Source organism: Aliihoeflea sp. 40Bstr573 (assembly GCF_024105655.1).
In the GTDB taxonomy this organism is placed as follows: Bacteria; Pseudomonadota; Alphaproteobacteria; order Rhizobiales; family Rhizobiaceae; genus Aliihoeflea.
The window spans coordinates 20442-32980 of sequence record NZ_JAAAMH010000015.1; the positions used below are offsets into that span (position 1 = coordinate 20442).

Annotated in this window: 15 protein-coding genes; 10 read left to right on the forward strand and 5 right to left on the reverse strand. The window is 61.6% G+C overall.

Translation table 11 applies throughout. The annotated features are described in order from the left end of the window. The first annotated feature begins 84 nt into the window (after positions 1-84). On the forward strand, positions 85-1830 hold the full coding sequence (gene dsbD / locus GTK01_RS16080; RefSeq protein ID WP_252927977.1) for a protein-disulfide reductase DsbD: 1746 nt from the start codon (positions 85-87) through the stop codon (positions 1828-1830). A 23-nt stretch (positions 1831-1853) separates the two neighbouring features. Continuing rightward, positions 1854-2618 (forward strand): TlpA disulfide reductase family protein, encoded by a 765-nt coding sequence (locus GTK01_RS16085; RefSeq protein ID WP_252927844.1) that lies wholly within the window; start codon positions 1854-1856, stop codon positions 2616-2618. A 293-nt stretch (positions 2619-2911) separates the two neighbouring features. Here GTK01_RS16085 and GTK01_RS16090 read toward each other — a convergent pair whose 3' ends face one another. Then, positions 2912-3361: a pseudoazurin gene (locus GTK01_RS16090; RefSeq protein WP_252927846.1), complete on the reverse strand. Its 450-nt coding sequence runs from the start codon at positions 3359-3361 to the stop codon at positions 2912-2914. An 88-nt stretch (positions 3362-3449) separates the two neighbouring features. Continuing rightward, the gene (locus tag GTK01_RS16095) at positions 3450-3902 is read right to left on the reverse strand and encodes a DUF302 domain-containing protein (RefSeq protein ID WP_252927849.1); all 453 of its coding nucleotides are present in this window, start codon (positions 3900-3902) and stop codon (positions 3450-3452) included. 85 nt (positions 3903-3987) lie between these two features. Between GTK01_RS16095 and GTK01_RS16100 the strand changes: the two genes are divergently transcribed. Next, entirely contained in the window at positions 3988-4905 is a 918-nt protein-coding gene (locus GTK01_RS16100; RefSeq protein ID WP_252927850.1) for an MBL fold metallo-hydrolase, read from the forward strand. Here the strand turns inward: GTK01_RS16100 and GTK01_RS16105 are convergent, their stop codons facing one another. The 3 genes from GTK01_RS16105 to GTK01_RS16115 all read right to left on the reverse strand — a co-directional run bounded on the left by GTK01_RS16105 (position 4906) and on the right by GTK01_RS16115 (position 6823). Continuing rightward, positions 4906-6000, reverse strand: a complete 1095-nt coding sequence (locus tag GTK01_RS16105; protein WP_252927851.1) for a YeeE/YedE family protein — start codon at positions 5998-6000, stop codon at positions 4906-4908. A gap of 66 nt (positions 6001-6066) precedes the next feature. Beyond that, positions 6067-6414 carry a helix-turn-helix transcriptional regulator gene (locus tag GTK01_RS16110; RefSeq protein WP_252927852.1) on the reverse strand — a complete coding sequence of 116 codons (348 nt, stop codon included), beginning with the start codon at positions 6412-6414 and terminating at the stop codon, positions 6067-6069. Between the two features lie 49 nt (positions 6415-6463). Further along, positions 6464-6823: a transcriptional regulator gene (locus GTK01_RS16115; RefSeq protein WP_252927854.1), complete on the reverse strand. Its 360-nt coding sequence runs from the start codon at positions 6821-6823 to the stop codon at positions 6464-6466. Positions 6824-6932: 109 nt separating this feature from the next. On the opposite strand from GTK01_RS16115, the gene GTK01_RS16120 reads away from it, so the two are divergent. The 7 genes from GTK01_RS16120 (at position 6933) to soxB (ending at position 12455) form a co-directional block, all read left to right on the forward strand. Further along, positions 6933-7667 (forward strand): cytochrome c biogenesis CcdA family protein, encoded by a 735-nt coding sequence (locus tag GTK01_RS16120; protein ID WP_252927856.1) that lies wholly within the window; start codon positions 6933-6935, stop codon positions 7665-7667. 9 nt (positions 7668-7676) lie between these two features. Further along, on the forward strand, positions 7677-8273 hold the full coding sequence (locus GTK01_RS16125; RefSeq protein ID WP_252927858.1) for a thioredoxin family protein: 597 nt from the start codon (positions 7677-7679) through the stop codon (positions 8271-8273). A 120-nt stretch (positions 8274-8393) separates the two neighbouring features. After that, positions 8394-8858 (forward strand): sulfur oxidation c-type cytochrome SoxX, encoded by a 465-nt coding sequence (gene soxX / locus GTK01_RS16130; protein ID WP_252927860.1) that lies wholly within the window; start codon positions 8394-8396, stop codon positions 8856-8858. A gap of 24 nt (positions 8859-8882) precedes the next feature. Then, positions 8883-9338 carry a thiosulfate oxidation carrier protein SoxY gene (gene soxY / locus GTK01_RS16135; protein ID WP_252927862.1) on the forward strand — a complete coding sequence of 152 codons (456 nt, stop codon included), beginning with the start codon at positions 8883-8885 and terminating at the stop codon, positions 9336-9338. A 24-nt stretch (positions 9339-9362) separates the two neighbouring features. Beyond that, entirely contained in the window at positions 9363-9692 is a 330-nt protein-coding gene (gene soxZ / locus GTK01_RS16140; protein ID WP_252927864.1) for a thiosulfate oxidation carrier complex protein SoxZ, read from the forward strand. A gap of 99 nt (positions 9693-9791) precedes the next feature. Continuing rightward, positions 9792-10607 (forward strand): sulfur oxidation c-type cytochrome SoxA, encoded by an 816-nt coding sequence (gene soxA, locus GTK01_RS16145; protein WP_371924374.1) that lies wholly within the window; start codon positions 9792-9794, stop codon positions 10605-10607. Between the two features lie 147 nt (positions 10608-10754). Continuing rightward, positions 10755-12455, forward strand: a complete 1701-nt coding sequence (gene soxB / locus GTK01_RS16150) for a thiosulfohydrolase SoxB (RefSeq protein ID WP_252927866.1) — start codon at positions 10755-10757, stop codon at positions 12453-12455. Positions 12456-12539: the final 84 nt, after the last annotated feature.

A 12539-nucleotide genomic window follows, 5' to 3' on the forward strand; every position in this document is an offset into this window, starting at 1 on the left:
CCGTCTCGACGCGTCTGCTTAAGGCTGCCTTAAGTTGCCCCGCCGAGACGGCACTCCTTCGCAACGAAAGAAGGCTTGATCAAGATGCGGTTCATCCTCTCGGCTCTGATTGCCCTGATCCTCTCAGTGAGCGCTGCCCTTGCGCAGCCGGCTGCGCCGCTCGATGTCGACGAGGCCTTCGCGCTTTCAGTGGCGAGAGACGGGGAAACGTTGATGCTCCGATGGACGATTGCGTCCGGCTACTATCTCTACCGCGACAATGTCCGGATCATTCAAGGCGCGGACGCACTACCGGTCACGATCTCGAAGGGCGTCACCAAGGAAGATCCCGGCTTCGGCACTGTAGAGGTCATCTTCGACGAAGCCGTGGCAACTGTCACACCAAAGAGCGGCGAACCTCTTCGTGTGGACTATCAGGGCTGCCAGGACGGCGGCATCTGCTATCGGCCAGAGGCGCGTATGATCGCGCCGGACACGCTCGAGGTCACAAACGCCGTCAGCGGCTTCGGCGCGCCGGCGACTGCCGACGATTCGTTGGCTGCAGCAGGCATCGCAATCGCGGACGACGGCGGGGAAGCATCCTCAATCCTTGAAAGCAGCAGTGTCTTCTGGGTCACGCTCAGCTTTCTTGGCTTCGGTCTGTTGCTGGCCTTCACTCCTTGCGTCTTCCCGATCTATCCGATCGTCATCGGCATGCTCGGCCGCCAAGGCGAACGGACAAGTGCCCGCCGCGGCTTTGTTTTGTCTATCACCTACGTCTTCGGTCTGGCGCTGGCCTTCGCGATCGTCGGTGCCGTCGTCGGCTGGAGCGGCCAAAACATCCAATTCGCCCTGCAGTCGCCGCTGACCACAGTGGCAGTCACCGTGCTGTTCCTCGTCCTCGCCAGCTCCATGTTCGGTGCCTTCGAGCTTCAGCTGCCGAGTGCGTTTACATCCCGCTTCGCGGGGCGGAGCAGCGGCGGCTCTCTGGGATCGGCGGGGGCATTGGGGTTCACCTCGGCGCTGATCGTCGGGCCATGCGTAACCGCGCCGCTGGCCGGAGCGCTGGTCTACATCGCACAGGGCGGCGACTGGAGGCTCGGCGCGCTGGCGCTGTTCGCACTGGGCTTCGGCAAGGGCCTGCCCCTCATCGCCATGGCCACTTTCGGTGCTGGTCTGCTGCCGCGCGCCGGACGGTGGATGGAGGAGATCAAACGCCTGTTCGGCTTCGGCTTCGTTGCTATGGCGATCTGGGTTGCGACGCCCTTGATGCCTCTGGCGATGGACGTGTCACTTTATGCGCTGCTTGTGATCGTGGCAGCGGTTGATCTCATGTCGCGGATCTCGTCACGACGGGCAAGGGCGGTTGGCATGGGGCTGATGCTCGTTGCCGGCGTGCTGACTCTCGGAGCGCTCGATGGCAACGGCAAGCCCATGCAGGCCCTGGCGAGGATCGCGCTTCGCTCCACGCCGCCTGATCAGTCGGACCTCGCCTTCACGACGACGGCATCCCGAGAAGGCCTTCTTCATGCTTTCCAAATAGCCGGCGAGAGGGCGCAGCCGCTGATGCTCTACGTCACAGCCGACTGGTGCGTGATCTGCCGAACCATCGAGCGCAATGTCTTCCCTGCAGACGGGGTCAGGGCAGCGCTGGACGGCATCCATTTGGTGAAATTCGATGTCAGCGAATTCGACGTGGCCGCGCAGGCTGTGCTGGACGAACTTAATGTCGCCGGTCCGCCGACCATGCTGTTCTTCGATCCCGCCCGGCGGGAACGGCAAGGGACGCGCCTGATAGGAAGCGTGAAGCCATCCGACATCGTCGAGTCCGCAGCGGCACTCAAGCGATGAATGCCGTTACAGTCGGACCGTTCATGCTGTCAGTCGACCGGCTCGTCGCGCTCGCTGGCATACTCGCCTTCATCGTTGTCACGTCGGTCGCAGCGCGCAGGGTCGACCCAGGCTTCGCCCGATGGTCAACGACAGGTCTGGTCGTCGGCATCATCGCAGCGCGGATCGCTCATGTCGCTTTAAACTGGAGCACGTTCGCGGAATACCCTTGGCGTGCGGTTGCCGTCTGGCAGGGCGGGTTCTTCTGGCCCGCCGGCGTTCTCGCCGCGCTCATCCTTCTGCTGGTTCAAGTCAGGCACACGCACGGACGGATCGCAGGCATTGCCGGCGTAGCCGTCGGCCTCTTCGTCTGGAATGCCGCTTCGCTCCTGACGTCAGGCGTCGATCCGGTGCCGCTCCCCGGCAATCCGCTACAGACCCTCGCTGGAGAAGCCGTCTCGCTTCCCGAACTTGCCGGAAGGCCCATGGTGATCAACCTCTGGGCGACATGGTGTCCGCCCTGCCGTCGCGAGATGCCAATGATGGCCAACGTCGCCGCATCGTCTAGCGACGTTACGTTTGTGTTTGCCAACCAGGGAGAAGATGCGTCCCGCATCCGCCGCTATCTCTCGCAGGAAAACCTGCTTTTACCGAACGTTCTTATCGACGGTCTCGGCGAGCTGGGCCGGCACTATAGTGCACCGGGACTGCCTGCGACGCTGTTTGTGGGCGAGGATGGGCGTTTGGTCGACATTCAACTAGGAGAGGTATCGCGTGAGGCTTTGCTTCAGAAGTTGGACGACCTTTGACGAAAAGACTTGAAGTGCTGGACGTGCGGGTCAGCATTCAGTCGTCTCGGAGCATTCCGTGCGAGCCTAATGCCTCCTGACACGACGGGTCGCCTGCGCGCCCAATTAGCTGTAGATCGAGCGTAAAGCGGCCAACATCTCTCAGACAGCACGTAAACTTACGCGGCAGAGGCTGAGCGTGCATGTGAGATGGCGAGGGATGCAATGCCGCTGGCACAAGTGAAGGGCTAAATCAGTGACGGAATAAAAAGGCGGCACGAATGCCGCCTTCTGGATCGACATGCCGCGAAGGATCAGCTTCCAGCCTCGATCTCGGCGAAGATCTTTTCAGCGACCTGCTTGGCCTTGCCCGGAAAGCGGAGCTTCTTAACGTCATCGAGATTGGTCGGTTGGCCGACGACCACCGCGCCAATCATGCCCATGCCGAAATGCGGCGTGCATTGATACATGTAGACGCCTTCGGCGTTGACCGTCACCGTGATCTCTTCGTTGACCTTGCCCTTCCACTCTTCGGCACCTTCCGGCACGCCGTCCTTGATGGTTGCCGAGTTGTGGCTCTTGTCGGTGGGTGTGAACTTGATCGTGTCGCCCGGCTCGGCCATGACGATGAGCGGTTCGAAGACCATCATGGTCCCGTCGGCGCCTTTGTTGAGCATCTTCACCTCGTGCTCCGCGGAATTGGCCGCCACAGGCATGGCGAAGGCCAGGGCGAGACCGATTGCATAGACAGATTTCAATTCCATTCCTCCCGGTTGCAGACACGACGCGCATATGTGTCGTTCGAATAGAAACATTGCAATAATCGCATATGTGGTCAACCCGGATGGCAGGTCAAAAGCCCTCGGCGGCTTCCCGAGCGATTTCATCGAGCAGGGTGTTGACTTCGTCGCGGCCTGGGCCTGGCGGCAGGGAGCGGTATCCCACGACGACTTCGCCCGGCTTCTCCTCCGCCTCGTAGACGAAAAGCACGTACGGACAGAACGCGATGTTCGACAGGTCCGCTTCCATCGCCTTTCGCGAAACGACGGCCGAGCAGAACTGGAGGAACTCCGCATTCGAATAAAGCGGCTTCTCGGCCCCGACGTCACCGGCTGTTCGCGCCAGCATGTCGCCGATCTGGCCATGATAATCGACGACATACCCTCGGTTGACGATGGCGTCCTCGAGGCTTGCCGCGACGTCCTCGTAGGGCTGATCGCTGGTGTAGGTTTTCGCAGCGTCCTGCGCGTGAGCCACTGCGATGCCGGCGAGCAAAGCGGCAAATGCTGGAAGATGAATACGCATCACGGGCCTCCGATCGTTTCATGACCGACAGGCTAGCGCGGTCGATCCAAATATGCAAAAAATTAAATATGTAGGGAGGATGGACATGCGACTGACACGCAGAAATGTGCTCAACGGCCTTGCCACGTCGGGATTGTTGCTGACGGTTCCCGCGCTTGCCGTGCGCGCGGGGGCGCAGGAACTGTCCGTCGGCGATAGGAAGCTGATGACCGTCAGCGACGGCAAGCTCCAATTGCCACTCGCGTTCTCCTTCCCGGATGCCCCGCAGGACGAGCTTGCTTCCTTGCTGGCGGCCAACGACTTGCCGGCAGACATGCTGCAGCCCGACTGCAACGTGACCGTCCTGCGGTCCGGCGATCGGACGGCGATCTTCGACGTCGGCGCGGGCGCAAGCTTCATGCCGACGGCTGGCGAACTGCTCGCCAATCTGGAAGCCGAGGGTATCGACCCAGCCGACGTCACCGACGTCGTCTTTACCCATGCCCATCCGGATCATCTGTGGGGATTGACGGACGACTTCGACGAACTCGTTTTCCCCGAGGCCAACTACCACATCGGCCAGGCGGAGTGGGACTACTGGTCGGCAGAGGACACGCTGACGAAGGTCCCGGAAAACATGCAGAGCCTCGTCGTGGGAGCACAGAACCGGTTCGAGTTCATCGCCGATCGCGTGAACTTCATCGCGCCCGGCGCCGAAGTCCTTCCAGGCATCGAGGCGATGGACACCAGCGGCCATACGCCGGGCCATCTGTCATTCATCGTCCACGGGCCAGACCCGGTCATGATCCTCGGCGATGCCCTGTCCAACTCCGTCATTTCCGTCGAACAGCCGGACTGGCTGGCGGGAATGGACCAGGACCCGCAAAAGGCCATCGAGACCCGCAAAATACTGCTGGACCGATTGGCGACCGACCGCATTCGGCTGATCGGCTATCACTTTCCTAACCCCGGAGCCGGCCGTATCGAGAAGTCTCAGGCAGGTTTCGTATACGTCGCGGCGTAGTCACTCGGCCGGTTCGACGTCATGCGACCGGAATGCCGAAAATGGCGAACCCTCGAGGAGATACGACAAGCCGAGCCGCGCGCCGATCGCGATCGACAGCAGAACGAAGGGCGCCGATATCGCCAAGGTCGAAACGGCCGAGATGCCCTGACCGATGGTGCATCCCATGGCGAACACGCCGCCGATGCCCATCAATGCGCCGCCGAGCAGATGGCGACTGAGTTCGCGGGCATCGTCGCACGCTTCCCACCGTATGTCGCGTTTCAGCAAGGCGCACACGGCCGCGCCGATGGCAACTCCAATGACCAGCCCGACGCCATAGTCGGGATAGACGCCCGTGAAGGCGATCGCCTGGAGGAGCGTGTCTGCAACGGGAACGACGAACGAGCCGGATTCGAGCTGGACGATATCGAAGGAATGGCGCGAGGCGATCGTCGTCGCCCACCAGCCGAAGGTGATGACAAGACCAATGACGGTCCCCGTGATCATCGACCCGGCTTTGCGTCGATACCGCGCGTCGGCCATGATCCAGGACAGCATGGCGAAGACCACGATCGCGGCGACGATGAGGTCAAGGTCGCGCCCGGCGAGCGTGCTGGCGATGGCACCAAGCGACTGGCCGCCGACCGAAGACAGGTCGTAGGCGTTGTTGTCCGATGCGACGACGCGGAATTGCGCAATGAGCCCTTTTTGAGTGCTGAGCGCTGCGAGGCCCAGGACGATCAGGACGATCAGTGACCTGAGACTGCCGCCGCCCAGTCGCACCAGTGCGCCGAAGCCGCAGGTTCCCACCAGCGCCATTCCGACGCCGAAGGCGAGGCCTCCACCGATTGCACCGACGAGCGCCAGATCCGAACGAACGTAGAAGCTTGAAGATGCGTCGACATAACCGGCTGCCTGAAGGGCCTGCGTCGAGATAAGGGCGACAGCGGCGGCAAGCGCCCAGGTGCGCAGGCCCGAACTGTCACCCGCATACCAATGGCGTTCGAATGCCGACATGGTGCAAAAATGATTGCGCCGGGCCGCAAAGCCCATGACGCATCCTCCCAGGATGCCGGCCAGGACGAGAAACCACGGCGATGATGCCAATTCCATGCAATCCTCCCAGATCGTCAGCAGCCGTTCGTTTTGACCGCGCCCCTCCAAGCGCGACCCCTCCTGTCAGCCCGGCGATCTCACCGGCGCGCAAAACAGGTCGTAGAGCGTCGAGATGACCGACGATACTTCCTTGCTGGCGATCGAATAGTAGATCGTCCGCCCATCGCGTCGTGTGTTGACCAGGCGGTCGAAGCGCAGTCGCGCGAGCTGCTGCGACACGGCGGCCTGCGGCATCTTCATGATGTCTTCCAATTCGGAAACGGACTTCTCTCCTTCCGCGAGAAGACAAAGAATGAGCAGCCGGTTCTCGTGGGCCAGGGCCTTCAGGAGTTCGCTCGCCTTGCGCGCCTGATCGAGAAGTTTTTCGAACTCCTCGGGCGTCTGATCGGCACTCAACTTCGGCAGGCTCATGGGGTCGTTCCGCAAATACGCAATTTCGGCCATCGAGACGCTCCCGCCGTCAGTCGCCATCGGGCAAGAGCGCAAGCATCTCGCCGATACGGTACCAGAAAAACTCATCGCCGACATAGCCACGAAGGCGGGCTATTTCCTTGCCGTCCTCAACGAGTACGAAGGTCGGCGTGAACCGCTCCTTCTGCACACCCGCCAGATCCTCCGGCCAAGGCTCGGTAATGTCGACGCGGCGAAGCGGAGCGCGTTTGCCTTCGTCGGTTTTTGGCCAGGCCGGCGCGATCTCGGCATTGAACTGCGCGCACCAGACACAGCCGGGTTGTTCCAGCATCAAGAGCTCCGCGGCACGAAGGGGGCCAGGAAAGAAGACTGCCGCGGCGAGCATCGCGCTGGTCCAGATCAGGCGCATCACGGACTCCAGTTAAGATATGGATTGCCATATATATTGTTTATTGCATACTTGGCTTCAGGTCGAGAGGAGCGGAGGCACCTGATGTTTCCGACGGCCAGGGAGTCACATGCTCGATATCAGCCTTGGCGGCGCGCTCGTCGCCGGTCTTCTGTCTTTCGTTTCGCCATGCGTCTTGCCGCTGGTGCCACCCTATCTCGCCTGGCTTGCTGGCGTGAGTTTCGACGAGTTGCGCGACGAGGAGCCCGGCAGCGCGCAGCGCCGACGCATCGTCATGTCGGCACTGGCATTCGTCCTCGGCTTCTCGACCGTTTTCGTGGCGCTGGGCGCAACGGCCAGCGTTGTCGGCCGAACGATCGCGCAGCATTTCGACACGCTCGCCATGATCGCAGGTGTGCTGATCCTGATAATGGGCCTTCATTTCCTGGGGGTGTTCCGCATCGCGTTCCTGTATCGCGAGGCTCGGGTGCAGGTCGCGCGAAAGCCGGCGGGACTCGTCGGTGCGTTTCTGATCGGGCTTGCGTTTGCCTTCGGGTGGACGCCCTGCGTCGGCCCCGTCCTTGCCGCCATCCTGTTTGTCGCCGGCAGTGAAGGCACAGCGGCGCGCGGAGCGCTGCTGCTCGCGGTCTATTCGCTGGGGATCGGCATCCCGTTCCTCCTGGCGGCCGCGTTTGCAAGCCGCTTCCTGAACTGGGCAGCGAAGTTCAAGCGACACATGGGAACGGTCGAGAAGGCGATGGGCGGATTGCTGGTCTTGACCGGCATCCTTTTCATGACCGGCCAGATGTCGGTCATCTCGTTCTGGCTTCTGGATACGTTCCCGATCTTTCAAACCATCGGATAGGAGGTTCGCATGATTAAGTCCATGATCGGCCTGGCCTTTGCGGCATTCGCCTTAGTCATCGCGCCTGCCGCCGCGGCGGAAGTCGGAGAGGATGGCCTCCACAAGCAGTCATGGTTTGCGATGACATTCCGCGACATTGCCGAGGACATGGAACAGGCGCGGTCGGAGGGCAAGCGCCTCGCGATCACGTTCGAGCAGCGCGGATGCATCTACTGCGCGAAGATGCACGAAGACATCCTGTCCGACCCTGAAGTTCGCGATTACCTCGAAGAGAACTTCATGATCGTCCAGTACAACATGTTCGGCGATGAAGAGGTGACTGACCTCGATGGCGAAGCGCTCACCGAGAAGACCGCCGCGCGCAAATGGGGCTATGTCTTCACGCCAACCGTCGTTTTCCTGCCCGAGAATGCTCCAACGGAGGCCACGACCGTGCGCGATGCAGCGGTCGCGACCATGCCCGGCGCATTCGGGAAGTGGACGTTCCTCAACATGTTTCGCTGGGTCAAGGAGAAGGGCTACGAAAGCGACGAACACTTCCAGACCTACCATGCACGCATCATCCAGGAACTGCGCTCCGAGGGCCGGCTCGACGCCGAAGAATGATGCCCGCAATCGAAACATATGCAAAAATGCATATTTTTCGATTGATCGGCAGGGAACGCGCCGCTATCGTTGGAATCGGAGGATCGGTCGCCAGTCGGCCGAGGTCAGGGAGGAGCCCGAATGCTCAGTGAATTGGCAAAGCCAGTGATGGCGGCTGCGTTCGTGCTTGCTGCTGTGCAGGCATCGGCGCAGGAGGTCGCGCCGGCCGACGTCAAGATAGCCGACTACGCGGTTGCCGAGCCCTTGACCGGCACGTCCGGCGATGCCGTCGAGGGAGCCAAGACCTTCGCCAATCGCGGCCTTGGCAACTGCCTTGCCTGTCACGCCGTATCCGCGCTCGAGACCGAGCAGTTCCATGGCAATGTCGGCCCGGCACTTGACGGGGTCGCCGACCGGTGGAGCGCCGACGAGCTGCGCGCCATCGTCGTGGACGCCAAGCAGATATTCTCCGAGGAAACCGTGATGCCGGCGTTTTACTCGCTCGACTACGGCATCACGCCGCGCAAGGACCTGGTCGGAAAGACCATCTTGACTGCGCAGCAGGTCGAGGACGTCGTCGCTTATCTGGCGACTTTGAAGGAATAGATTGAGATGCGAAAGGAGGCTCACATGATGATGACCCGACGCCGTGTGCTGGCGCTCGCCGGCGGAGCGGCTGTGTTGCCGGTGCTCCAGTTCTTGCCGACATCGGCCTTTGCTTCGGTGGAAGAGACGCAGAAGATGATCGACGAGTTCGCCGGCGGCAAAGAGCTGCAGAGCGGCAAGCTCACCTTGACCGCCCCCGAAATTGCCGAGAACGGCAACACCGTGCCGATCACCGTCGAGGTCGACAGCGCCATGGAGGGCGATGATCTGGTTCAGTCGGTGATGATACTCGCCGAAGACAATCCGCGTCCCGAGGTCGCCACGTTCAATTTCACCGCCATGAGCGGTGCTGCGGCTGCCACGACGCGCATGCGCCTGGCGCGGACGCAAAATGTCGTCGCACTGGCCAGGATGGCCGACGGCACCGTCTACATGGACAAGAAGGAAGTGAAGGTCACGATCGGCGGCTGCGGCGGCTGATCGGCAATCACGGAGGATACAACAATGGCAAGTGCACCCAAGCCCCGCGTCAAGGTCCCGAAGACGGCTTCGGCCGGCGAAGTCATCGCGATCAAGACCCTGATCAGCCACGAGATGGAATCGGGACAGCGCAAGGACAAGGACGGAAACGTCATCCCGCGCAAGATCATCAACAAGTTCTCCTGCACCTTCAACGACCAAGAGGTGTTTTCATGCGATCTCGATCCCGCGATCTCGGCCAATCCCTACTTCGAGTTCAACGCGAAGGTGCCTGAGAGCGGCACGTTCAAATTCACTTGGGTCGACGATGACGGTTCGGTCTACGAAGACGAGCAGAAAATCGAAGTGAGCTGACCAACATTGCGCGGTCGATGGACCGCGCGCCATGTTCGAGAGGGAGGAGTTCGCTTGGAAAAGCTCGCGCTTGCGGCAGGGACCGCACTTTGTCTGGCAATCACTGGCGTCGTCATCGTCACGGCGTCGGCCGACCCCGTCGACGATACGCTGGAGATCGACGGCGCCGAGATGATCACGCGAGCTCCCGCCCCCGAAGGTCATCCTTTCGACGAGGTCATGTCGGGCTGGTTGTTCCGCGAGGCAGAGACGCGCGCCACGCAGGAAGATTCCTTTGAGAACCCGGGAATGCTGGCCGTCGAGCGCGGCGCGGAACTCTGGGAAACAGTCGAGGGAACCGCGGGCCAGTCCTGCGCCTCGTGCCATCAGGACGCGTCCGTCACGATGGCGAATGTCGGCGCGACCTTCCCCAGGTGGGACGCCGACAGCGGCAAGCCCATCAATGTCGAAGGTCAGATCAACAAGTGTCGCGTCGAGAACATGGGAGCGGAACCCTATGCGTTCGACGCGGAGCCGCAAGTGTCGTTGACCGCGTTCCTCAAGCATCAGTCGCTCGGCAAACCCGTGGCGATCGACCTGTCTGAAGGCGAGATGCAGGAATGGTGGGAGAAGGGAAAGGATCTCTACTACACGCGAACGGGCCAGCTCGATTTTTCCTGTTCCTCCTGTCACGAAGCCTCGATGGGCAAGTACATCCGCGCCGACCATCTCAGCCAGGGGCAGGTCAACGGTTTCCCGACCTATCGCTTCAACACGGGCGGCATGGTCTCGCTTCACAATCGTTTCCGGGGCTGTATCCGCGATACGCGCGCGGAAATGCCGGCCGCCTTTTCTGACGAACTGATGGCGCTCGAGACATACGTCACTTGGCGCGGGACCGGACTGTCCGTCGAGACGCCTGCGGTCCGGCAGTAAACTTCGCCGCCGGGGGTGTGCCCCCGGCCAATTTCGTACGATTTGCCGATCGGGACGAAGCATGCGTGTGGTCGCGCGTGCCGGCTTTCGTCGTCCGCAAATCGCCAGCACGGATTGTCCCTTTAGTGGAAATCCGAGGAGCATTCGATGGCCTACTCGCGCCGTGATTTTCTCCAGTTTTCGGTCAGCGCTTCGGCGGCGCTCGCAACGGCCGGCTATCTGGGCAATTCAACCCGAGCGCTCGCGCAGCAGCGACTGACGCAGGAAGACCTCTTGCGCTTCGACAGCAAGGGGCAGGTGACGCTGCTGCACTTCACCGACGTTCACGCGCAACTCGCGCCGGTGTATTTCCGGCCGCCCGACACCAACATCGGCGTCGGCGCCTATGCCGGCATCCCGCCGCACCTCGTCGGCGACGAGTTCCTGAAGGAGTTCGGCATCGGGCGCGGTACGCCGCTGGCCTATGCGCATACGTTCGTCGACTACGTGGACCTGGCGCGCACCTACGGCAAACTAGGCGGCCTTGATCGGACCGCGACGCTGGTCAAGGCCATCCGCGCCGATCGAGGTGACGACAAGGTTCTCTTCCTCGATGGCGGCGACACGTGGCAGGGCTCGTACACGTCCTTGAAGACCAACGGCCAGGACATGATCGAGTGCATGAAGCTCCTGAAGCCCGACGCGATGACGGGCCATTGGGAATTCACGTTCGGCTCCGAACGCTTTCTCGAAATGGTCGAGGCGATGGGCTATCCATTTCTCGCGTCCAACGTTTTCGACAGCGAATGGGACGAGCCGGCCTTCGAGAACACGGCATTCTTCGAGAAGGGGGGCGTAAGCGTCGCCGTTATCGGTCAGGCGATGCCGTATACGCCGATCGCAAATCCCCGCTGGATGTTTCCCGAATGGTCCTTCGGCATCAGGCCCGAAGTGCTGCAGCAGAACATCGACGCCGCGCGTGAACAGGGTGCCGAGGTCGTCGTACTGCTTTCTCACAACGGCTTCGACGTCGATCGAAAGCTCGCCGGCATCCTGAACGGCGTCGACGTCATCCTGACCGGACACACGCATGACGCCGTTCCGGTCGCGCTCGAGGTCGACGGCACGCTCATCATGGCGTCGGGCTCGCACGGGAAGTTTCTCGGCCGCATCGACCTTGAAGTCGCGAACGGCAAGGTGACCGGCTACAGTTCTTCGCTCATTCCCGTCTTTTCCGATGTGGTCGCGCCGGACCCCGAGATGGCCGCCAAGATCGCGGAGTTTCGCGACCCGCACCGGGCCGAATTGGAGCGAGTCCTGGCTCGTACCGACTCGCTGCTTTACCGCCGCGGCAACTTCAACGGGACGTGGGACGACCTGATTTGCCAAGGCATCATCGAGGAGCGCGACACGCAGATCTCGCTTTCGCCAGGTTTTCGCTGGGGCACGACGCTTTTGCCCGGTGACGACATCACCGTGGATGATCTCTACACCGAAACATCGATGAGCTATCCCCAGGTCTACCGAAACGAGATGACCGGGGCGCAGCTCAAGGAAATCCTCGAAGACGTCTGCGACAACCTCTTCAACAAGGATCCCTTCTTCCAGCAGGGTGGCGACATGGTTCGCGTTGGCGGCATGTCCTACACCTGTGCCGTCAACGAAACGATCGGCAACCGCATTTCGGATATGCGCCTGACGGCGAGCGGCGAGCCGCTGGACGCCTCGTCAACCTATGTCGTCGGCGGATGGGCTTCGGTCAACGAGGGCGTCGAAGGACCGGCGATCTACGATCTGATGGAAGGCTATCTGACGCGCCTCGGCACGGTGAATGTGCCGGACGAGCAATCCGTCAAGATCGTGGTGTGAACGGCCGCGTCTGCCCCTTGACGGGCTCGGCGTTACATATAAAAATTCATATGTAAGAATGGATCACATGACTCGGGAGGAGCC